Raw genomic sequence first — 22,004 nt, 5'->3', positions numbered from 1 at the left:
CCGCATTCGCCGTTCGTCTAACCACTGGCAGGCCTCCGGAGCAGACCGGAACCTGCCCTGGAAGACGAGAGGGATCAGTCATGCGAAAGAAGTCCGGCACTGTGCGTCGTGCCGATGTATCCGTTGTGAACGCGGTGGCATTGGCCATGGCTGCAGGTGTCGCCACCGGCAGTCTGGCGATGACCGCGCCTGTTGCGATGGCGCAGGAGGAAACCGTTGCGATCGACATTCCGGCCGGACCTCTTTCAGGCGCGCTTTCCGCGCTTGCGGCGCAGAGCAGGTTGCATATCGGCTTTGAAAGCGCGGCGGTGGCCGGAAAGACGGCGGCACGGCTTTCCGGGCGCTTCACGCCCGGCCAGGCCTTGACATCTCTTCTGGCAGGTACGGGACTGTCCTACAATTTCATCAATCCACGCAGCGTGACGGTGGCTGCAGCCACGGGCAATTCGGGTTCCACCGGCCAGGTTGCGAGCGGCGATACGATGCTGGCGACGATCGTGCTGGATGGAGGCAGCGGCGGCGTCATCGATGCCGACGGTTACGTCGGCAGGAGCAGCGCCACCGGCGCCAAGACCGATACCCCGTTCGTCGAGACGCCGCAGTCCATATCGTCCGTCACCGAAAAGCAGCTCGAGGACCGCAACCCGCAATCGCTTCTGGACGCCATCGCCTATACGCCGGGAGCGAGAGTGAACGCTTATGGCGCGGACCCGCGGTTCGATTCCTTTTTCGTGCGCGGTTTCAACGTCACGAATACGGGCGTCTTCCGCGACAACCTCCGGCAGCCCGCCGCCGGATACGGCCTCTTCCTGACAGAGCCCTACGGCATCGAGGGTGTCTCGATCCTTCGCGGCCCCTCGTCCGCGCTCTACGGAGCGACCGGCGCCGGCGGCCTCTACAACGTCATCACCAAGAGGCCGACGGAAGAACCGTATCGCGACGTCGAACTGCAATGGGGAACCGATCAGCGCTATCAGGGCCAGTTCGACGTCTCCGGGCCGGTGAGCGAGGAGGACCCGATCTACTACCGCCTGACCGGTCTCGGCCGCGTCGGCGACACGGAATTCGAGTCCGTCTCGGACGACCGGGCCTATATCGCGCCCGCCCTGACCTGGAAGCCGGATGAGGATACCAGGCTGACGCTGCTGGGCGAATATTCGCGCTCCGAAAGCGGCGGCAATCCGGCCTATCACAACGACTATTACGGTCACGTCAGCCCTTACGAGGCGGGTGATCCGGCTTTCGGCGACCTTGTGCACAAGCAGGCGCGCTTCGGCTGGGAATTCGAACATGCCTTCGACGAGACCTTCACCTTCCGCCAGAATGCCCGCTACTCCTGGCAGGATGTCGATGCCAAATACGTCTATACCTACAACGGGGCGCAGCACGCTCTCGATCCGACGCTGATCGACCGCGGGGCGGGATACGACGTGCAGCGGCTCAATGCCTTCGTCATCGACAACCAGCTCGAAGCGAAGTTTTCGACGGGGCCAGTGGACCACACGTTGCTCGGCGGCCTGGATTTCACCTGGGTCAAGTACCGGGCGCTGGCGGGGTCCGGAGCCGTCGATCCGCTCAACACGCTCGACCCCAACTACGGCAAATACATCGCCACGCCGGCCCTCACCTCGCGGACCGACCAGCGGCAGATCCAGACCGGCCTCTATCTTCAGGACCAGCTGCGCTACGATGCCTGGACGCTGACGCTGGGCGGGCGATACGACTGGGTCTCGACGGATACGGACTACACCGATCTGACGACCGCTGCCGTTTCCTCCATAGAGCAGAAGGACCGCGAATTTTCCGGCCGTGTCGGCCTGACCTACGAGACGCCCTTCGGGCTCGTTCCCTATGCGAGCTTCTCGACCGCCTTTTCGCCGAATGTCGGCTGGAACTCGACGGCCAACGCGCCATTCAAGCCGACGACGAGCACGCAGGAGGAGTTCGGCGTCAAGTATCTTCTGCCCGACACCAACCTCATGCTGACGGCGGCCTATTTCAACATCGATCAGAAGAATGGCCTCTTCTATCAGGTGATCGACGGCGTCAACACGCAGGTCCAGCGCGGCAAGCTGCGCTCCAGGGGCATAGAACTCGAAGCCGTTGCGAGCCTCGACAACGGACTGTCCCTGGCCGCATCCTACACCTACACCGACCTGCGAATCCTTGAAGGAACCGCGGGCACCGTGGGTAATTTCGTGTCCAGCGTCCCGTTCCACATGGCATCGGTATGGGCCAATTACACGGTGCCCGAGGGCATGCCGTTCCATGGCCTCGGCGGCGGGTTCGGCGCCCGTTTCATCGGCTCAAGCTACGGCGACGACGCCAATACGCTGGCCAATGGAGCGCGCGCGCTGTTCGATGCATCCCTGCGCTTCGATTTCAAGGCGATCGACCCGAAATACGAGGGATTGAGCCTCCAGGTGAATGCCACCAACATCTTCGATCGCCGGGATACGACCTGCACCTCGGGATATTGCTATCTCGACCCCGGCCGGACCGTGATCGGCACACTGCGGTACACATGGTAGGAGCGCCGGTGGATTACAGGACAGGACAAGGCATGCAGCGTATGTTTTACAATGTCGAGGTGGTCGCCCGGCGATACCTGACCCCCGGCATGATCCGATTGACCTTCTCCGGTGGTGAACTGGGAGATTTCCTGACGACCGGGATCGGCGACGAATATCTTCGGCTGTTCTTTCCGGACGATGAGAGCGGCGAAGTCGTCCTGCCGATCATCGACGAGGAAGGCCGGTGGACCTATCAGGAAGGCAAACCGCCCGTGAAGTGCGCGACCTATACCGTCCGGCGCTTCGATCCTGCGGCGCGGGAGCTCGACATCGATTTCGTCGTTCACGAAGGCGGGTTGGCCAGCAGCTGGGCACAGGCCGCGGAGCCGGGCAGCCAGACCGTCATCAATCGTCCGCGTGGTCTCTACACGCCTCCGCCGGATGTCGAATGGCAATTGCTGATGGCGGATGCGACCGGTATTCCCGCGCTGGCCCGCTTGCTGGAGCAGACGCCGGCGACGGTCAAAAGCCATGTCGTGATCGAGGTGGCCGACCCCGGACACCGGCAGGACCTGCCGGATCACCCCCGCGCGACGGTGACATGGCTCGATGGAAGCGGCAACGGCATGGGACCCAGCCGGCTGGAGGCCGCCTTCCGCGCGATGAAACTGCCGTCCACGCCGGGTTACATCTGGGTGGCGGCGGAGCAGAAACCGGTTCGCGCAATCCGCAAGCATGTGCGGCAGACGCTGAAGATTCCCGCCGAACGCTACAAGCTCGTCGCCTATTGGATCGAGGCGAAACACGAGTGGCAGGCGAGATGGCAGGTCCTGCCCGCTGCGGTTCGCGAGGAGATAGAAGCCGCCTGGCAATCCGACCGCGATGCCGAGGACGTGCGCGACGAGGTCGAGGCGACCCTGGAAAAGTTCAACCTTTGATCGGGGCCGCGGACACCATGCCATCGCAGGCCGGAAACATGGCGGCGAAGCGGTCCCTGTGGTTCCTCATGGCCCTGGGGTGCCTATGCGTGACGGTCGCGGCCAGCCTTGCGGTCGGCTCGCGTCCGGTGTCGCCCGGGGCGCTGTTCGAAGCGGTGCTTTCGGGCGATTGGCACGGAGATGGCATGGCCATGCTCTCCCTTCGTCTTCCGAGAACGCTGCTCGGGCTGCTGTCGGGATCGGCTCTCGGCATGGCGGGGGTCGTCCTTCAGGCATTGACCCGCAATCCGCTCGCCGATCCGGGAATCCTCGGCATCAACGCGGGTGCGGCCTTCATGATGGTTCTCGGCGGAGGCCTGTTCGGACTGACGGGCTGGAACGCCCATATCTGGCTTTCCTTCGCTGGCGCCGCCGTGGCGGCGCTCATCGTCCATGGGATAGGTTTCTACGGACCGCGCGGGGGCATCCCGGTTCGTCTGACGCTGGCGGGCGTCGCGGTGGGAGCCATGCTCGGCGGCGTCATCAATGCCGTCCTGCTGCTCGACCCGGTCAGTTTCGACCGGATGCGGGGCTGGAGCGCGGGAACCCTCGCCGCGCCGAATCTCGAAGCTCCGCTGGCGATCGCCCCTTTCGTTAGCGTCGGCCTCTTGCTCGCGCTCGCTTGCGGTCGGTCCCTGAACGCCTTGTCACTGGGCGAGGACATCGCCACCGCCATGGGTGTCGGCGTATTGCGCACGAGGACGGCCGGCGGCCTCGCCGCCACGCTGCTGGCCGGGGCGGCAACGGCCGGAACCGGGCCGATCGCGTTCGTCGGCCTGCTCGTCCCGCATATGGTCCGCAGTTTTACCGGCGCGGACCAGCGCTGGACGCTGGCCTTCACGCTCGTTCTGTCGCCGGCCCTGCTGCTGATGGCCGACATCCTCGGCCGCATCGTCATGCGTCCCGGCGAACTGCCGGCCGGTCTGGTCATGGCCGTGATCGGCGCGCCGGTCTTCGTCCTTCTCATCCGCCGGGAAAGGTCGATTGCCCTATGAACGACGTGGCGAGGCCGGAACCGCAGGACCACGTCTTTCCCGGGGAGCGGCAGCTTCGCCTGTTCGACGGGCGGATTTCCCTGAAAATCCCCGTCCGGCCGATGGCGATCAGCACCGTCCTCCTTCTCTCCGCCTTGCTCGTCGCATTCGCCGATCTCTCGATGGGAGCCTATTCCATTCCGGTGCCGCAGATATGGAAGGCGCTCGCGGGCGATGCGACGGACCGGGTGCGGATGGTCGTGATCGAGTGGCGCCTGCCGAGAATTGCCGCCGCCCTTCTTTTCGGCGCGGCCCTCGGCGTGAGCGGGGCGGTTTTCCAGTCGCTGACCCGCAACCCTTTGGGAAGCCCGGATATCGTAGGATTCGACGCGGGCGCCTTTGCGGGAGTCCTGCTCGTCATGGTCTTCGTCGGCACCTCTCCCTATGAGGTCATGGCCGGCGCTCTTGGCGGAGGCATCCTCACTGCAGGCGCGGTCTACCTGATCGCGCAAGGCACGACCGGGCTTCGCTTCGTCCTTGTCGGCATCGGGATCGGCGTGATGCTGTCCGCCATCAACACCTGGATGCTGACGGTGACGCGGCTGGAGATCGCCATGTCCGCCGCCTTCTGGGGCGCAGGCTCCCTGGACGGGATGGACATGGAACGCCTTCTGCCGGTTGCTGCCATGCTGGCGGCATTTCTTGCCGGAATGGCGGGCCTGCATCGCTCCATCCGGCAACTGGAACTCGGCGATGACGTCGCCCTTTCCCTCGGGGTGCCCGTTCGCGCGGTCCGTATCGCGATGCTGGTGATCGCCGGCGCTCTGACGGCCATCGTGACGGCAGCTGCGGGACCGATCGGCTTCGTGGCCCTGTCCGCGCCGCAACTGGCGCGGCGGCTGGCGGGCACGCCCGGAATACCGTTGGCCGCATCGGCCGCGATGGGCGCGCTTCTCCTTTCGGCATCCGATCTTGTCGCTACACATCTTTTCGCCCCGACGAAGCTTCCCGTCGGCCTGGTGACGGTCAGCGGCGGAGGCGCCTATCTGGTGTGGCTGCTGCTGCGGGAAGCCTCCCGATCACGAAAGCTCTCTGCATGAAAGAAGACGGCACGCTCTGCTCCGAAAGACTTTCGGCCCGGGACGTCACCCTGGCCTATCGGTCGAGCGTGATCATCCAGAAGCTCGATGTCGCCATTCCGGACGGCTCCTTCTCAGTGATCGTCGGCGCCAACGGCTGCGGAAAGTCGACTTTGCTGAAAGCGCTCGCCCGGCTTCTGGCGCCGCAATCCGGCGAGATCGTTCTCGATGGCCGGGAGATAACGAGCTATCCGTCGATGGAGGTTGCCCGCCGCATCGGGCTGCTACCCCAGACGGCGACCGCGCCGGAAGGCATCACCGTCGCGGATCTGGTCGCAAGGGGACGTTATCCCCATCAGACCTTCCTGCGTCAATGGAGCCGGCAGGACGAGGCGGCCGTCCAGTCAGCGATGGAGGCGACGGGGATCGCGCATCTGGCGTCGCGGCAGGTGGACACCCTGTCCGGAGGCCAGCGCCAGAGGGCGTGGATCGCCATGGTGCTCGCCCAGGAGACGCCGATCCTGCTGCTCGACGAGCCGACCACCTTCCTCGACATGGCGCATCAGGTCGACCTGCTCGATCTCCTCCATGGCCTCAACGCGAAGGCGGGCCGAACCATCGTCGCGGTCCTCCATGATCTCAATCAGGCATGCCGCTATGCCAGCCATCTCGTCGCGATGCGCGAAGGCCGGGTCGTGGCTCAGGGACGGCCGGCGGACGTGGTGACCGAGGCACTGGTGGAGACCGTGTTCGGCCTTTCCTGCCTCGTCATGGACGATCCGGTCTCCCATACGCCGCATGTGATCCCCAGAGGCCGGCAGCCGGCGCTTTGAGGGAGGAGAAATAATGCCTGGCGCGATACGTGCTTTCATGCGGGTGATCGGGGGAGCGCTTCTGGTTCTCATGACGGTAGCCGCGTCCTCCCTTGCCCAGTCCTTCCCCGTCACCGTGCGCCATGCGCTTGGGGAGACGACGATCGCCGCGCCCCCGAAGCGGATCGTCTCGCTTGGCCTCAACGACCAGGATTTCCTCTATGCGCTGGGATTGGCGCCGGTGGGGGTCCGCGAATGGTGGGGACGGAAACCTTACGCGACCTGGCGCTGGGCGGAAGAATTGCGCCGGAAGCTTGGCGCGCAGCCTTCCGTGACGGCCGGACGCTCCGTCGATCCCGAATGGGTCCTGGCGCTCGATCCGGACCTCATCGTGGCGACCTATGGCGACCTCGATCCGGCGACCTACCGAAAACTGTCGAAGGTCGCGCCGGTGGTCACCGTGCCTGCCGGATATCCCCGATGGAGCGCGCCCTGGGAGGCTCAGCTGCGCCTTCTGGACCTGACGACCTCCGGCGCGACGGCAAAAGCGGACAACATCATCGCGGCCTTGCGGGAGAAGGCCTCGAATCTGCGCTTATCTCATCCGGAATTTAAGGGAAAAACCGCCAGTTTTGCGGACATGCGCGACGGCCAGTTCACGCTCTGGAGCCGCACGAGCGCAGTTGGCAGGTTCATCGCGACACTGGGCTTTGCTCCGCCGGAAGGGCTTGAGGCGCTCGCCGACGGAGCGGGTTGGATTCGCCTCAGCCTGGAGCAGGCCGACATGATGGACCTCGATCTCGTCGTCTGGCCGAACGGCGGGCGGACGGAAATCGAATCCGTCATGGCCTACCGCAATCTGCGCCTCTTTCGTGAAGACCGCTCGATATGGCTGGAGGCCGACAGCGATCTGGCGGCCGCGCTGTGGTTTCAATCCCCTCTCTCGATCGATTTCGCGCTGGACCGGATCGCTCCTCTTCTGGCGACCGCATTGCGTCCGGCAAACGGGCGTTAGGTGTTTCAAACCCGCTTGATCAAAACGGATACTCTAAACAACCGGCGTGGGCAAATCCTTCCCCGCGAAGTGGGCGTCCAGATTGGCCAATACCAGCCTGCCCATTTCGCCGCGTGTCTCATGCGTTGCCGCCCCCACATGCGGCACCAGCACCACGTTCGGCATCGCGATCAGTTCGTCGGGAACGTGAGGTTCGTTCTCGAACACGTCGAGCGCTGCGCCCTTCAGCCCGCCGGCGGACAGGATGTCGACCAGCGCCTTCTCGTCGACCAGCGATCCTCTGGCGATATTGACGAGCGCCCCGTCCGGTCCCAGCGCCTCCAGCACATGCCTGTCGATGACGTGACGGGTTTCAGGCGTGGCGGCGGCGGCGACGATCAGGATATCGCAACCCTTCGCGAGCGAAACGGCGGAGGCATGATATTCGTAGGGCACGTCCTGCCGCTGTCTGCTGCAATAGGATATCTTGGCGTTGAAGGCCTCCAGACGCGAAGCTATCGCCTTTCCGATACGGCCGAGACCGTAAATGCCGTAGCGCTTCCGCGATGCCTTGTTGGCCAGGGGCATTTCGGCCTTTTCCCACTCGCGGGACCGCACGTAATGATCGGCCCTGACGATCTGGCGCATGAGCGCGATGGAAAGGCCGATCGCAAGTTCCGCGACGTCCTCGGTCAGGACGTCCGGCGTATTCGTCACCCGGAAACCGCGTTCGCGCGCCTGCGCGAGATCGACCTTGTCGAAGCCGACGCCATTGATCGCGACGATCTCCAGATTGGGCAGGGCAGCCGACAGATCCGGGGCGACGCCGATATGGCCGCCGGTCACGACTGCCTTCACGGTTTCGGCTTCCGCCTGGAGAAACGCCTGCTTGTCGGAAATCTCATACCAGCGATGGACCCTGAACCGCTTTTGCAGTTCGGCCTCCATCTGCGGCGTGAGCGGGTACATCTGCAGAAGGCCCGGTTTCATGCCGTCCCCCATCAGCCGCGGCCGACAAACGGCATGCCCGTCGCCATGACGGTCATGGTCAGCACGTTTGCTTCCAGCGGAAGCGAAGCCATGTGCACGACCGCCTTGCCGATGATGCCGACGTCGATGGTCGGCTCCACGGCGGTGCTGCCGTCCGCCTGCAACACGCCCGTCGCCATCGCGCGGGTCATCTCGGTGCTGGCATTGCCGATATCGATCTGGCCGCAGGCGATGTTGAACGGCCGGCCATCGAGCGCCGCCGATTTCGTGAGGCCGGTGATGGCGTGCTTGGTCGCCGTGTAGGGAGCGGAGCGCGGCCGCGGGGTCGTGGCCGAAACGGAGCCGTTGTTGATGATGCGCCCTCCCTGCGGCGTCTGCGCCTTCATCTGGCGGAAGGCCGCCTGGGTGCAGAGGAAGGCGCCGGTCAGGTTCGCGCCCACCACGGCGTTCCAGGTCTCGAACGGAACGTCCTCGATATGCACGGCCGGCGCGGACATGCCCGCATTGTTGACCAGAAGGTCCAGCCGCCCGAACCGCTTGCGCACCTCGGAGAAGAGGCGCTCCACATCCGCCGGAACGGAGATGTCGGCGGGCGCGACGAGTATGCGGTCGGCATGCTCCTTCCATTCCGCCGCGGCCTCTTCGAGGACCTCACGCCGCCGCCCCGTCATCGCGATATGATAGCCGTCGTCCAGAAGAGCCGACGATATCGCCTTTCCGACACCCGTTCCCGCTCCGGTAATGAGCGCAATCCTTGCCGCGGTCATGCTGTTCTCCCTTCCAGTTCGTCCTCGACATGCGCCTGGATGATTTCGCCAAAGGAGGACTCGGCCCTGAACCCCAGCGACAATGCCAGGGTAGGCTCATAGTCCTCCGCCCAGCCGTCGACGATCTTGATGATCCGTTCGTCCGGCACCCGCTTGATGAGCGCCACGGCCTTCTCGCCCGCGAAGGAGCGCAGAGCCTCGATCTCGTCCGCGACCGTCGCGGAGAGGCCGGGCATGATCAGGTTGCGTCGGGCGCCGAGGTAGGACAGGTCGATCGCGGCGGCATGAACGAGGAAGCCGACTGCCGAGCGCGGGCTTGCGAACCAGTGACGGACGGTGTCGGCGACCGGCAGGATGGCCTCCAGGCCCACCAGCGGCTCGCGCAATATGTTCGAGAAGAAGCCGGATGCGGCGGCATTCGGCTTGCCGGGGCGGATGCAGATCGTCGGGAGCCGTATGCTGACCCCGTCGAAGAAGCCGCGGCGGCTGTAATCGGCCAGAAGCATTTCGACGATTGCCTTCTGCGTTCCGTAGCTCGTCAGCGGCGCCGTCAGGAACTCGTCGCCGATGAGCTTCGGGAAGGGAGGGCCGAAGACGGCAAGCGAGGAGCAGAAGACGACCCGCGGACGATAGCCGTCCTTCTGGTTTTCAAGGCGGATCGCCTCGAACAGCGAGCGCCCGCCGTCGAGATTGATGCGATAGCCCTTCTCGAAATCGGCTTCGGCCTCACCCGAGACGACAGCGGCCAGATTGAAGATCACGTCCGGCCGCTTCGCGACGAGCGCCGCCGCCGCGCCGGTCCGGGAAAGGTCGCTCCGTTCGATATTGATCTTTCCGCCGAACCCCTTCGGAGCCGTCGGCTCGAAAATGTCGGTCAGCGTCAATTCGGCGATCTTCCTGCCGTCGAGCGCGCCGTCCGCGGCGAGCCGCTGCGTCAGCTTGCGGCCGATCATACCGGCCGCCCCAATTACAAGCACATGCATGTCTTCACCTTCGGTTTGTCGGCATTGCCGGTTCAAATGGAATTGTCAGTCCTCGTCCCCCTGGAACACGACCTCCCGCCGGCGGGTGATGGCCGGTACCGCCATCAGGATCGCGACGACGGCCGAGAGGCCCAGAAGAACGGCGCTGATCGGGTGGGTCACGAACGTAGCGAAACTTCCCTGGGAGATCAGCAGGCCGAGACGCATGTTCTGCTCCAGGAGCGGCCCCAGCACGAAACCCAGGACCAGCGGCGCGGGTTCGCATCCGATCTTGCGCAGGAAAAAGCCCGCCACGCCGAATATGCCGCAGAACAGGACGTCGATGACGCTGTAGGAGAGCCCGTAGGCGCCGATCGCGCAGAACATCAGAATGGCCGGGCAGAGGAAACGATAGGGTATGCCGAGAAGGCGAACCCAGATTCCGATCAACGGCAGATTGAGCACGAGCAGCAGCAGGTTGCCGACCCACATGCTGGCGATCAGGCCCCAGAAGAGGTCCGGCCGGGATTGCATGACTTCGGGTCCCGGCGTGATGCCCTGGATCATCATCGCGCCGACCATCAGGGCCATCAGGCCGTTTGCCGGAATGCCCAGCGTCAGGAGCGGAATGAAGGAGGTCTGCGCCCCGGCATTGTTGGCGCTTTCGGGGCCGGCCAATCCCTCGATGGCGCCTTGTCCGAAGCGCGAGGGGTCCCTGGCGAGCTTGCGTTCCAGGGCGTAACTCGCGAATGAGCTCATGATCGCGCCTCCGCCGGGAAGTACGCCGAGGAAGGACCCGAGGGCCGTGCCGCGCAGGACGGCGGGAAAAGCCTGCCGGAAGTCCTGCCTGGTCGGCATCAGCGATCCGGTCCTGACGGCGCCGGCATCCCGCTCCACGCCCTGCTGGAGGTTGATGAGGATTTCGCTGACGCCGAGAAGTCCTATCGCGAGGACGACGAAATCGATGCCGTCGAACAATTCGGCCGTGCCGAAGGTGAAGCGTTGCTCGCCCGAGGTCGGATCGATGCCGATCAGGCTGAGGCCGATGCCGAGGACGACCATCGCCACGGCCTTGACCGGAGAACCGCTCGACAGGAACACCGCAAACAGAAGCCCGAAGATCACCAGGCTGAAATAGTCGGCCGGGCCGAAGGCAAGGGCGACCGCCGAAAGCGGTTTGGCGACGGCGACGATCAGAACGGTCGCCACCGTCCCCGCGAAGAAGGAACCCAGTGCCGCGACTGCGAGCGCGACGCCCGCCCTGCCCTGCCGCGCCATCGCATACCCGTCCAGGCACGTCACGACGGACGAGGATTCGCCCGGCAGGTTGACGAGGATCGCCGTGGTCGAACCGCCGTACTGGGCGCCGTAGAATATGCCCGCGAGCATGATCAGGGCGGCGGTGTCCGGCATGGTATAGGTGATCGGCAGAAGCAGGGCGACGGTCGCCGAGGGGCCGATGCCGGGCAGAATGCCGATCATGGTGCCGAGCGTGACGCCAAGCAGGCAATAAAGGAGATTGACCGGCGTGACGGCGACCCCGAAGCCGAGGGCGATGTGAGACAGGAGGTCGGTCATGGCAACAGCGGTATCCTCTGCCCGAGTCCCACCACGAAGATCAGGATGCACGCGGAAATCAGCGCGGCGGCCAGCAGAAGCACTTCGGTCCAGCGTATCCTTCCGTGGGCCACGCAAGCCAGCGTGATCAGGAACAGTGCGGCGACGGCGAAGCCCGCCGGCTCGATCAGCAGGGCGAAACCGATGATGCCGGCGACCGACAGGAACGGTCTCAGCTTCGGCATCACCCACGTTTCGGACCGCGCGTTGCCCAGGAAATCCTGCACCAGCAGCACGATGCCGAGGCAGAACATCAGCGTTGCGACGATCGTCGGCATGTAGCCGGGACCGGGCTGAAAGTTCGTACCCATGCCGAGGCTTCGCGAGCCGGTGTAGAAACCGGCTGCGACGAGAACGAAGAAGCCGCCGGAAAGCATGTTCGCCGTCAGCTTCGGTTCATTCTTCCTTTCGGACATATGGCTCCCCTCCCATAATTTTCCGAAACTCCGGCGCCTGGCAGAAGCGCCGGAGCGATTGAACTCTGGCAGAACGCAATCAGTCGGACCAGACGCATCCCTTGGAGCGCATCATCTGGTAGCGATCCTCGATGTCCATCTTGCCCTGGCGGTGCAGTTCCATCATGTGGTTTTCGTGATCGTCGCGTTCCTGGCAGGCCTTGACCAGCCTGGCGACGTCCTTCTCCCGGACGACGACGACGCCGTCGTCGTCGGCGGAGATGATGTCGCCGGGCGTGATCAGTTCGCCGCCCACGACAACCGGATGGTTGATCGTGCCGAGCGTGTCCTTCGACGTTCCCTTCATGCAGAGCCCGAGCGAAAAGACCGGAAAGCCGATCTCGCGGAGGCCTCTGCCGTCGCGGACGGCGGCGCTGACCACGAAGCCGACGATGCCCTTGCCGATGCAGGCGGCGGCAAGCACGTCGCCGAACCCGCCCTGATTGGGGTTGTCGCCGCCGTCGATCACCAGAACGTCGCCCGGCTTGGCAAGGTTGATCGCCTCGAAGATCATCAGGTTGTCGCCGATGTGGCACTTGGCCGTGATCGCCGGCCCGCAGATCTTCAGGCCCGGCTTGATGGGCTTGATCCGATAGTCGAGAGCGCCGAGCTTGCCCTGCGCCTCATGAATGGTTGCCGGGCTGAACTTGCTGATCGCCTCGATATCGGCCTTGGACGGCCGCTCGAAGTTGCGGATGACATGCGCCATTGATTGGTCCTCTTTCGGTGGGGGTTTGGTGGGGCCGCGACGCGGCCGAACCGTCGGCATCGTTGCGGGCGGAGTTGTGGATGGCGGGGAGACGGTCGGAGCCGGCCGCCTATTTGGTCCAGGGCTTGCTCTTCCAGAGCTCGGCAAGATCGACATTGCCCTTCTTGAGGGCCTCGGCGAATTCGGCCTGCGTCAGGGGCAGCATGGTCAGCTCGCGCTTCCTGGCCTCGGCGATATAGTCGGGGTCGTTGAGCGCCTTCTGGAAGGCGTCCACCAGCCTGGCTTCGACATTCGCCGGCAGCCCGGCGGGTGCGCCGAAGCCGGCCAGCAGGCTGAACTGCACATTGTAGCCCGCTTCCTTGAAGGTCGGGACATCCGGAGAAAGCGGAGAACGCTCGTTGCCTGACGTCGCGAGAACCCGCAGCGCGCCCGAACGGTGGTCGGCGAACACTTCGTTGAGATTCATGAACCCGAGCGTGACGTGGTTGCCGAGCATGGCGAGCCTTGCCGGCCCACCGCCGTTGAACGGCACGAAATTGAGCTTTACCCCGGCCGCCTCCTCGAACAGCAGCGCGGTGATCTGGCTTGGATGGCCGACGCCCGTCACGCCGACGACCACCGGATTGGCCTTGGCCGCCTCCACGAACTCTTTCGCCGACCTGATCGGCGAAGCCTTGTTGACCGTCAGCGCCAGGTCGCCCCCGATCTGGTTTGCAAGCGGCGTGAACGCATCCGCCTTGTAGGTGGCGTTGCCCTGAACGATCGGGGAATACATCGAAGGGAAATTGAGCGCCCCGATCGTGTATCCGTCAGGCTTCGACTTGGCGATGTACGTGGCGCCGATCAGCCCGCCCGCCCCCTCTCGGTTCTCGACGATGACTGACGTGCCCAGATATTTTTCGAGAAACGGAACCAGCACGCGTGACTGGATATCCGTACCGCCGCCCGCGGGGTAACCGATGACCAGCGTCACCGGCCGCTCGGGATATTCCGCCGCCGCCTCCCCCGCCGCGAGAAGCCCGACGGCGGACATCAAACCGCAAAGAAACCTCTTCAGATGCATACCCACTTCCTCCCTGGAGTATTTATGGGAGGAAGCTAGGTGAGCGCGACGACGGGTACAAATACCGAGTTTTCAAAGTACCTATAAGGATCGTTTATAGGATTGAAGCCGGTTCCCGCTTCGCCACATCGCGCAACAACGCGCGGAACAGGAGGAAGGTGCGGTCATCGACATCCTTGTTCCTCAGAAGATGGATCGAGCGGTAAATCACCGGGTCGACGATATGAGCGGCCCGCAGCCCGCCCGTATGCAGTTCCTGCGCCACCGAATTCCACGACAGGATGGTCGCGCCGAGGCCGGCGCTCACGGCGCGTTTTATCGTGTCCTGCCCGTCGATCTCCATCGTCACGTTGAGGGAGATGCCCACCCGTTCCGCGGCCTTGTCGACGGAGATGCGCAGCGGATTGTCCTTCGGGGGCAGGATGAGGTCCAGCTTCGCGACCTCCTTCATGGGCATCGACCCGGCGACCGGTTTCGCCGAGACCGCGTAGAGTGTTTCATCGACGATGAGATCGTCCGCCGCGGCGGAGCCGCCGGCGAGCGTCACCGCCATATCCACCTTTCCCATGCCGATCAGGCGCAGCGATTCCTCGTTTCTCGCTTCGATGACCCGCAGCGAAATCCCGGGCATCGAGCGGGTGACCTCGCTGACGATGCTGGGGGTGAAGGCGGTCGCCCAGGACGGAATGAGGCTGAGCCGGATCACCCTTTCGTCCAGCCTTCCGATCGCCCTGATTTCCGTCTCCGCCTGGTGCACCCGATCCATGATGGCGCGGGCGTGGGACAGCAGGACCTCGCCTTTTTCGGTCGTCTGCACACCGCGCGCCAGCCTGTGGAGCACGGGGAACCCCACGAGCCTTTCAAGCTCCGTGATGTGGTGGCTCAAGGCGGGCTGAGCGATCCCCAGCCGCCTCGCCGCGGCGGACATCGATCCGCACTCGGCGATTGCCACGAGATATCGCAACCTCCGCAGATCCAGCATGTTTCCTCGCGCCTCCCGCTGCTCTCCCCGGTGGGAAGCGCGATCATGACACCATTTTGCCCCATGCTCCTAGGGGAAAAACCGCGCGGGACGCGACCCCGTCCGGTCGCGCCCGCCTCCTCCGGCTTTTGATGCGGCCGATGGGGCCAGACAAGTTTCTTATGGCCGCCGCCTTGGCCTTTCCTCCACCCGCGCCGCGTGACACGGTCGGCCACATGGGGATACGGGATGAATCCGAGGACTGGCATACTGCTGAAACTGATCGCGACGCTCGCGTTCACGGTGATGTCCGCCTGCGTCAGGGGGCTGAACGGTTCCATTCCCATCGGCGAGGTCGTGTTCTGCCGCTCGCTCTTTGCGCTTGTTCCCTTAAGCGTCTGGCTCTGGCTGTCGTCCCAAAGCGTGAATGTCCCCGCGAGGAAAAACATCCCTGGCCTGCTTGCCGGCAGTTGCGCGGGGCTGGGGGGATTGTTCTTCGGCTTCCTGGCCCTCGCCTATCTTCCCTTGGTCAATGTCACCGTGCTGAGCTACACGACGCCCCTGTTCACCATCATGCTCGCGGCGCTGCTCCTGGGGGAAAGGGTGCGCATATACAGATGGTCCGCCGTCCTGCTCGGGTTTGTCGGCGTTTTCGTCACGCTGTCGCCCGGCCTGCCGGCTCCGGACACCTCGGCTGCCGCGGACATCGACGCCGTGACCATGACCGGAACCGTTCTGGCGCTTGCGGGTGCGCTTTGCGCCGCCTTCTCCGCGATTGCCATCCGCCGCCTGAACAGCATCGAGCACCCCTCCCGCATCGTGCTCATCTACACATTGACCGGCCTGTCCGCGGGTTTGGGCACCGCGGCCCTGGGATGGAAGATGCCGGACATGGGCCAGTGTCTCCTTCTTGCCGGCAGCGGGCTTGCGGGCGGCATCGGCCAGATCACCATGACGGTCAGCCTTCGCCATGCCCAGGCATCGCTTCTTGCGCCTTTCGACTACACGACGATGATCTGGGCCGTCGCGCTGGGATATCTGTTCATGGCCGAGATACCGACCTCGGCGACACTCGGCGGCGCAGCCATGGTCATCGCCGCCGGCCTGTTCGCCATGTGGCGCGAAAGCCGGCTGGCAGGGAGGGCGCAGGACCGGGGCGGCGACACGCCGGCCCGTTGCGAAAGCCGGAAGCGGGCTATCGGCTAGTTGACAGGACAAGCTGCTCGGCGGCGACGCGTCTGCGGCGAAGCTGCTTTTCCCGCCAGAGGGTGAACAGGCCGGCGGCGATGACCGTTGAGGCGCCGGCGATGGTGGTCGCCGGCGGGACCTGATCCATGAACGCATAGCCGATCAGCAGGGCCCAGATCATCGTCGTGTAGTCGAAAGGCGCAAGAAGCGACGCCTCCGCGTAACGAAGGCTCAGCGTCACCAGGATCTGCGCTATTCCGCCGAACAGTCCGGCGCCCACCAGCAACGCCATTTGCCAGCCGGTCGGCGTATTCCAGCCCAGCGCAATGCTTGCGAAGCCGATGGCCGTCGTCAGGATGGTGAAATAGAACACGATCGCGCCGGTATTCTCGGTCTGCGTCAGATGCCTGATCTGGATCATCGAAATGGCGGAAAAGACGGCTGCCGTCAGGCCGAAGATCCCGCCGGTCATCGCGACCGCGCTGCCTGACGACATGTCCCATGCCTCCCACGATGCGTGCGGCGACAGGATCACCAGAATGCCGCAAAGACCGATGACGATGGCCGTCCAGCGGTAGATCCTCACCACTTCCTTCAGCAGCAGGGCGGCGAGGACGACGGTGAAGAGCGGCGTGGCGTAGCTGATGGCCGTGGCATCCGCCAAAGGCAGATAGGCCAGTGCAAGATAGCTGAAGACCATTCCGCCGGTGCCCGAGAAACTTCTGACGAGATGGCCGCCTATGTGACGGGTCGCGATCTCCTTGCGCAAGCCTCCCTGCGCGGCCATCCAGATACAGAGCGGCAGCAACGCTATGGCGGAGCGGAAGAACACGACCTGCCCGATCGGAATGTCTCCCCCAAGAGCGCTTATGCATGCCCCCATCAGGACAAGGGAAAGCGTCGCCGATATTTTGAGGAGAATGCCTTTTCGCGGGTCCATCATGCCGTTCCTTGGGAGTTTTGCCCGCCGTTTCACCATGCGGTCCACGGATTTCAAACTGCAAACCGGTGTCCATAGAAACTTCGTCTGACCCCATCAGAACCACGCACATGGTAGCTATTGGCTGCAGGACGATGCGCGACGTTCCACCGGGATCGACGCAGTCCCGTCCGAACGAAGAAGACGCTGGGAACGAAGAATGGATCTGGAAAAGATCAAGAAGCTGATCGAATTTGTGGGGGCTTCGCGAATTTCGGAATTGGCCGTGACCGAAGACGGTGTGACGGTCCGGATATTACGCGAGGACGGACCTGCGGCGCCGTCTCAGGGCGCCCCGCTTGCGCAGGCGAGCGAGCCCGTCTCCGCGCCGGAAGATACGGGTCCGCCGCCGCCCGCCGCTCCGGCGAAGTCCAGGATCGTGACCGCGCCCTCCTTCGGTCTCTTTCATCGCGCTCCGAGCCCCGGCGCTCCGCCCTTCGTCGATGTGGGCGATCAGATCGCCGAGGGGCAGGAGCTTTTCATCATAGAAGCGATGAAGGTTTTCAGCACGGTGAAGGCCGAACGGGGCGGCAGGGTCGTCAGGATTCTCGCCGACGACGGCGAGGACGTGGAGCTCGGCCAGCCGGTGCTGGAGCTTGAGTGATGGACTTTTCGCCTTCGACGCCTTCGACGGCGGTTCAAAAACCTTTCGACAGCGTCCTCGTCGCCAACCGCGGTGAAATCGCATTGCGGGTACAGCGGGCATGCCGCGAGCTCGGCCTTCGGACCGTGATGGTATGCTCGGAGGCCGACAGGGACGCGGACTATCTGACGATGGCCGATACCGCCGTTTGCATCGGCCCCGCCCCGCCCGGCCAGAGCTATCTCAACAAGCCGGCGATCCTCCTCGCCATGCAATTGACAGGCGCAGGCGCCGTCCATCCGGGCTACGGCTTCCTGTCCGAGAATGCGGCATTTGCCGAGGCGGTCGAGGAGGCGGGAGCCGTCTTCATCGGCCCGGGCGCGTCCGCCATCCGGACGATGGGCGACAAGATCGCCGCAAAGAAGGCGATGATGGCGGCCGGCGTTCCCTGCGTTCCCGGCCCCGATTCCGCCCTGCCGGAAGACATGCAGGAGATTGCGGACATCGCCGGCGGGATCGGCTATCCCGTCATCGTCAAGGCCGCGGGCGGTGGAGGCGGCCGTGGAATGCGCGTCGTTCGCGATATCAAGGACTTGCAGGATGCTGTTCTCGTAACGCGTGAGGAAGCGCGGCGGGCGTTCGGAACGCCGGAACTCTATCTCGAAAAGTTCCTGGAACATCCGCGCCATATCGAGATCCAGGTTCTTTGCGACAACCATGGCGGCGCGGTCTGGGTCGGCCTGCGCGACTGTTCCATGCAGCGGCGGCACCAGAAGGTCGTCGAGGAAGGCCCGGCCATCGGCATCCCGCCGGATGTCGCGGCCTTTGTCGGAAACCGCTGTGTGGAAGCCTGCCGCCAGATCGGTTATCGCGGTGTCGGCACGTTCGAGTTTCTATACGAAAGGGGCGAATTCTACTTCATCGAGATGAACACGCGCCTGCAGGTCGAGCATCCGGTTACGGAAATGACGTCGGGGATCGATCTCGTTCGCCAGCAACTGCTCGTCGCGCTCGGCCAGCCGCTGGAGATCGGCCAGTCCGACATCGGCTGCGATGGGCATTCGATCGAATGCCGCATCAACGCCGAAGATCCCTACACGTTCGTACCCTCTCCCGGCGTGATCACGCGCCTTCGGCTTCCCGGAGGCCCCGGTGTGCGGGTCGATACCCATGTGTCGGCAGGCTATCGCGTATCCGCCCATTACGACTCGCTGATCGCGAAGCTGATCGTGCATGCGCCGACCCGTGAGCAGGCGATCCTTCGCATGCGCCGGGCTCTGTCGGAAATGCAGATCGACGGCGTCTCCACCAATCTGCCGCTTCATCGCCGGATCTTCGAAGACCCGGCGTTCGTCGCCGGCGGCACCGATATCCATCATCTCGAACACTGGCTTGCCGAGCGGAGCGCACAATGAAGAAACGCTCCCATTCGATATCCCGATACAGCGAGCCCGATATCATCGCGGAACTGACGGCCCATCTCGGACGCTGCAACGTCTCCACCATTGAAATTCAGACCGCCGATGGCGAACTGAAGATCGTGGCGCCCGTTCGGGCGCAAGATGCCGCGGCCATGCGGAACACCACGGCTTTGCCCGTGCAGGAGGGCACGATATTGGCGCGCGCTCCGATCGCCGGCGTTTTCCTGGCGAGCCATCCGCTGCGCCCGGCCAAGGCATCGCAGCAGGGCGTGGCCGTCGGACAGGGAGAAGTCGTGGGCTTCGTCAAGATCGGTCCGATGCTTGCTCCTGTCCTTGCCGAAAAGGCGGGAACGGTCGGCGCCATCGTCGCGGAGCCGGAGACGCTGGTCGGATATGGGTCCCCCCTTCTCAAAACCAAAGCATGATGGTGACTTCGATGAGCAACACCTCGCTGAACGCTCCCGGTCTCCTGCCTGTCCACGAGGGGGCGCCGAAGATTTCGATGATCGGCAACCGGAGCTATCTCGTCGAAGCGCCCGGCGAGCTGGACCTGCCTGCGCAGCGGCATATCTGGGCCCTGGCGCGAACGCTCAAGGATCGTCCCGACGTCCTGGAGCTTATTCCCGGCATGACCAATCTCCTGATCGTTCTTCGCAGGACGCCGGAAGATGCGGATACGATCCGGGGCGAGATCCTCGACATATGGCAGCGGACCTCCGGTCTGGACCTTCTGGGCAAGACCATTGAAATCCCGATGACATACGGCGGCGAACACGCCATCGATCTTCCCGCGATCTGCGATTATTCCGGCCTGTCCGACAAGGAGGTCGTCCGCATCCATGCGGAGCGGACCTATACGGTCTTCTCGGTCGGCAGCGCGCCGGGTTTCGGATATCTCGGCGGACTTGATCCCCGCATCTTCATGCCGCGCAAGAAGGTCCCCTCCCTGCGGATGCTCAAGGGAATGGTCACCATCGGCGGAATGCAGACCGGCGTGTCGGTGCTGACGGGGCCGAACGGCTGGAATTCGCTCGGCTTTGCGGACATCACCATGTTCGATGCGGCGGCGGAGCCGCCAGCGCTGCTTGCCCCCGGCGACCGGGTCAGGTTCCTTCCCGAAAGGATCGAGCTATGATCCATATCCTTGCCACGGGCCCGCTGAACACGGTCCAGGACCTCGGACGCCTGGGATATCGCAATATCGGCGTGACCGTGAGCGGCGCCATGGACCCGCTCGCCCTGCGGGTCGGCAATATCCTCGTCGGCAACGCGGAGGACGCCGCCGGCATCGAAATCCAGACCTTTCCTTTCCGGATCGAATTCGAGGAGGCCCGGGTCTTCGCACTGACCGGCGCGGACTGCGTGGCCAGGCTGGGCGGGCGGGAATTGCCTCCGTGGTGGTCCATGCGTGCGGAGAAAGGGCAGGTCCTGGAACTGGCCACGCCAATGAAGCACGCCCGCGCCTATCTGTGTTTCCGGGGCGGCGTCGATGTGCCACCGGTCATGGGGTCCCGCAGCACCTCGCTTCGCGGCGCTTTCGGGGGATATGGGGGACGCGCGCTTGCGACCGGCGATACGCTGGCGCTGGCGCAGGTCGAGCATGCCGCATTCCCGGCGAACGGCCTCGGAGTCCTGCCGCCGGCGGAGGCCATGACGGACGCCTTCCCGACATTCCCGGACGGCGAACTTCTTCTTCGGGCCATCCCGGCCGGTGAACATGACCTTTTCGGCAGCGATGCCGAGCGCTTCTGGTCCCAACCCTGGAAGATCACCTCCCAAAGCGACCGAACGGGCTATCGGCTCGCGGGAACTCCGATCCAGCTGTCCGCTCCAGTGGAGTTGCGCTCCTACGGCATCATTCCAGGCATCGTCCAGGTGCCACCCGGCGGTGAGCCGATCATCCAGATGAGCGAAGCCAACACGGCCGGGGGTTATCCCAAGATCGCCGGCATCGTCGATGGCGATCTGTGGCGTCTCGGGCAGGCGCGGATCGGCAGCCGCATCCGCTTCGTTCAAGCCGGCGTGCGTGAGGCGCTGGAGATCGAAAGGTCCATTGAGGCCTATCTCGCCGACATCCGGAAAACCTTTCCTCTGGTCCTGTCGGCGCTCGACGCCATGACCAGACGATAAGCTTGATATCTTGAGAGGGAACCATGAAAATCGATCTTAATTCCGACATGGGCGAAGGCTTCGGCGTCTACAAGGTCTGCGATGACGAACAGCTTATGGGCGTGGTTTCCTCGGCGAACATTGCCTGCGGCTTCCATGCGGGCGACCCGGAAATGATGGCGCGCATGGTTCGCCTGGCGAAACAGCACGGCGTCGGCATCGGCGCCCATCCGGGGCTTTCCGACCGCCTCGGTTTCGGCCGACGCGAAATTCCCGTCGACGCGGAGGAGATGGAGCAGCAGGTCCTCTACCAGCTCGGCGCCCTGTCGGCGATCGCCAGGGCACAGGAGGTCTCTCTCTCCCACATCAGCTTTCATGCGGCCATGGGCAACATGATCAATCGCGAGCCGGCGCTCGCCGGGCGGATCATGCAAAAGGTGAAGATGATCGATCCGGACCTGATCGTGTTCTCGATGCCCGGCATGACCATCGAGCAGGCCGCTCTGGATTGCGGCCTGAAGGTGCTGAACCTCTTCCTGGCGGACAGAGCCTATGACGTCAAAGGCCAGCTCGTATCGCGCAAGCTGCCCAATTCCGTCATCAAGGACGAGACAAAGGTGCGGGCCCGCGTGCGGCAGTTCCTGGAAAAGGGAAGCGTGACGACGATCGAAGGCGATGTCATTCCCGTGCGTGCGAAATCCATCCTCGTCCATAGCGATACGCCCGGCTCCCTTGAGCTGGCGCGCACCGTCCGAAGCGAAATCGAAGCCTGCGGCGGTACGGTTGCGCCTGCGCGGGAAGTGCTCGCCTAGATCGCGCCACGGTTGCAGTTCTTCCGTTCAAAAGACGGC

At 64.2% G+C, this 22,004-nt stretch carries 22 protein-coding genes; 13 read left to right on the top strand and 9 right to left on the bottom strand.

Features of this window, described 5'->3' with window-relative positions:
- Positions 1-80 precede the first annotated feature (80 nt).
- The 6 genes from ACFFP0_RS09395 to ACFFP0_RS09370 are packed head-to-tail and all read left to right on the top strand — an operon-like array spanning position 81 to position 7,370.
- Positions 81-2,531 carry a TonB-dependent siderophore receptor gene (locus ACFFP0_RS09395; protein WP_377259494.1) on the top strand — a complete coding sequence of 817 codons (2,451 nt, stop codon included), beginning with the start codon at positions 81-83 and terminating at the stop codon, positions 2,529-2,531.
- 32 nt (positions 2,532-2,563) lie between these two features.
- Positions 2,564-3,451, top strand: a complete 888-nt coding sequence (locus ACFFP0_RS09390) for a siderophore-interacting protein (protein ID WP_377259491.1) — start codon at positions 2,564-2,566, stop codon at positions 3,449-3,451.
- Positions 3,452-3,489: 38 nt separating this feature from the next.
- On the top strand, positions 3,490-4,485 hold the full coding sequence (locus ACFFP0_RS09385; protein WP_377259488.1) for a FecCD family ABC transporter permease: 996 nt from the start codon (positions 3,490-3,492) through the stop codon (positions 4,483-4,485).
- Entirely contained in the window at positions 4,482-5,564 is a 1,083-nt protein-coding gene (locus tag ACFFP0_RS09380) for a FecCD family ABC transporter permease (protein WP_377259485.1), read from the top strand. Before ACFFP0_RS09385 ends, ACFFP0_RS09380 begins: the two co-directional genes overlap by 4 nt.
- Positions 5,561-6,376, top strand: coding sequence for an ABC transporter ATP-binding protein (locus ACFFP0_RS09375; protein ID WP_377259482.1), 816 nt, complete (start codon positions 5,561-5,563; stop codon positions 6,374-6,376). The genes ACFFP0_RS09380 and ACFFP0_RS09375 overlap by 4 nt, the downstream gene beginning before the upstream one ends.
- A gap of 13 nt (positions 6,377-6,389) precedes the next feature.
- A complete protein-coding gene (locus tag ACFFP0_RS09370) occupies positions 6,390-7,370 on the top strand; it encodes an ABC transporter substrate-binding protein (protein ID WP_377259479.1) in 981 nt (326 codons plus the stop codon).
- A 33-nt stretch (positions 7,371-7,403) separates the two neighbouring features.
- Here ACFFP0_RS09370 and ACFFP0_RS09365 read toward each other — a convergent pair whose 3' ends face one another.
- The 8 genes from ACFFP0_RS09365 to ACFFP0_RS09330 all read right to left on the bottom strand — a co-directional run bounded on the left by ACFFP0_RS09365 (position 7,404) and on the right by ACFFP0_RS09330 (position 14,894).
- Entirely contained in the window at positions 7,404-8,339 is a 936-nt protein-coding gene (locus ACFFP0_RS09365) for a 2-hydroxyacid dehydrogenase (RefSeq protein ID WP_377259476.1), read from the bottom strand.
- Between the two features lie 11 nt (positions 8,340-8,350).
- Positions 8,351-9,106 (bottom strand): SDR family oxidoreductase, encoded by a 756-nt coding sequence (locus tag ACFFP0_RS09360; RefSeq protein WP_377259473.1) that lies wholly within the window; start codon positions 9,104-9,106, stop codon positions 8,351-8,353.
- Complete coding sequence (gene denD / locus ACFFP0_RS09355) at positions 9,103-10,089, bottom strand: D-erythronate dehydrogenase (RefSeq protein ID WP_377259470.1); 987 nt, start codon at positions 10,087-10,089, stop codon at positions 9,103-9,105. The genes ACFFP0_RS09360 and denD overlap by 4 nt, the downstream gene beginning before the upstream one ends.
- Positions 10,090-10,134: 45 nt before the next feature.
- The gene (locus ACFFP0_RS09350) at positions 10,135-11,646 is read right to left on the bottom strand and encodes a tripartite tricarboxylate transporter permease (protein ID WP_377259467.1); all 1,512 of its coding nucleotides are present in this window, start codon (positions 11,644-11,646) and stop codon (positions 10,135-10,137) included.
- Positions 11,643-12,101: a tripartite tricarboxylate transporter TctB family protein gene (locus ACFFP0_RS09345; RefSeq protein ID WP_377259464.1), complete on the bottom strand. Its 459-nt coding sequence runs from the start codon at positions 12,099-12,101 to the stop codon at positions 11,643-11,645. The genes ACFFP0_RS09350 and ACFFP0_RS09345 overlap by 4 nt, the downstream gene beginning before the upstream one ends.
- Positions 12,102-12,180: 79 nt before the next feature.
- Positions 12,181-12,849: a 4-carboxy-4-hydroxy-2-oxoadipate aldolase/oxaloacetate decarboxylase gene (locus ACFFP0_RS09340; protein ID WP_377259461.1), complete on the bottom strand. Its 669-nt coding sequence runs from the start codon at positions 12,847-12,849 to the stop codon at positions 12,181-12,183.
- A gap of 109 nt (positions 12,850-12,958) precedes the next feature.
- Positions 12,959-13,912 carry a tripartite tricarboxylate transporter substrate binding protein gene (locus ACFFP0_RS09335; protein WP_377259458.1) on the bottom strand — a complete coding sequence of 318 codons (954 nt, stop codon included), beginning with the start codon at positions 13,910-13,912 and terminating at the stop codon, positions 12,959-12,961.
- A gap of 94 nt (positions 13,913-14,006) precedes the next feature.
- The gene (locus ACFFP0_RS09330; RefSeq protein WP_377259455.1) at positions 14,007-14,894 is read right to left on the bottom strand and encodes a LysR family transcriptional regulator; all 888 of its coding nucleotides are present in this window, start codon (positions 14,892-14,894) and stop codon (positions 14,007-14,009) included.
- Positions 14,895-15,122: 228 nt separating this feature from the next.
- Here ACFFP0_RS09330 and ACFFP0_RS09325 point away from each other — a divergent pair, with 228 nt between their 5' ends.
- On the top strand, positions 15,123-16,079 hold the full coding sequence (locus tag ACFFP0_RS09325) for a DMT family transporter (RefSeq protein WP_377259452.1): 957 nt from the start codon (positions 15,123-15,125) through the stop codon (positions 16,077-16,079).
- Here the strand turns inward: ACFFP0_RS09325 and ACFFP0_RS09320 are convergent.
- Positions 16,069-17,001, bottom strand: coding sequence for a DMT family transporter (locus ACFFP0_RS09320; RefSeq protein WP_377259449.1), 933 nt, complete (start codon positions 16,999-17,001; stop codon positions 16,069-16,071). The genes ACFFP0_RS09325 and ACFFP0_RS09320 overlap by 11 nt on opposite strands.
- A 199-nt stretch (positions 17,002-17,200) precedes the next feature.
- Between ACFFP0_RS09320 and ACFFP0_RS09315 the strand changes: the two genes are divergently transcribed.
- From ACFFP0_RS09315 to ACFFP0_RS09290, 6 genes are read left to right on the top strand one after another with little or no spacing between them, the layout of a single operon-like run.
- Positions 17,201-17,644 carry an acetyl-CoA carboxylase biotin carboxyl carrier protein gene (locus tag ACFFP0_RS09315; protein WP_377259446.1) on the top strand — a complete coding sequence of 148 codons (444 nt, stop codon included), beginning with the start codon at positions 17,201-17,203 and terminating at the stop codon, positions 17,642-17,644.
- Positions 17,644-19,038, top strand: a complete 1,395-nt coding sequence (gene accC, locus ACFFP0_RS09310) for an acetyl-CoA carboxylase biotin carboxylase subunit (protein ID WP_377259443.1) — start codon at positions 17,644-17,646, stop codon at positions 19,036-19,038. Before ACFFP0_RS09315 ends, accC begins: the two co-directional genes overlap by 1 nt.
- Positions 19,035-19,469 carry a hypothetical protein gene (locus tag ACFFP0_RS09305; RefSeq protein WP_377259440.1) on the top strand — a complete coding sequence of 145 codons (435 nt, stop codon included), beginning with the start codon at positions 19,035-19,037 and terminating at the stop codon, positions 19,467-19,469. Before accC ends, ACFFP0_RS09305 begins: the two co-directional genes overlap by 4 nt.
- Complete coding sequence (pxpB, locus tag ACFFP0_RS09300; protein ID WP_377259437.1) at positions 19,466-20,179, top strand: 5-oxoprolinase subunit PxpB; 714 nt, start codon at positions 19,466-19,468, stop codon at positions 20,177-20,179. The genes ACFFP0_RS09305 and pxpB overlap by 4 nt, the downstream gene beginning before the upstream one ends.
- Entirely contained in the window at positions 20,176-21,174 is a 999-nt protein-coding gene (locus ACFFP0_RS09295) for a 5-oxoprolinase subunit C family protein (protein WP_377259434.1), read from the top strand. The genes pxpB and ACFFP0_RS09295 overlap by 4 nt, the downstream gene beginning before the upstream one ends.
- 23 nt (positions 21,175-21,197) lie before the next feature.
- Positions 21,198-21,965: a 5-oxoprolinase subunit PxpA gene (locus tag ACFFP0_RS09290; RefSeq protein WP_377259431.1), complete on the top strand. Its 768-nt coding sequence runs from the start codon at positions 21,198-21,200 to the stop codon at positions 21,963-21,965.
- Positions 21,966-22,004 lie beyond the last annotated feature (39 nt).

It is taken from the genome of Neorhizobium puerariae (genome assembly GCF_042429745.1).
GTDB lineage: Bacteria > Pseudomonadota > Alphaproteobacteria > Rhizobiales > Rhizobiaceae > Neorhizobium > Neorhizobium puerariae.
This window is presented reverse-complemented; position numbering and strand designations above follow the sequence as displayed.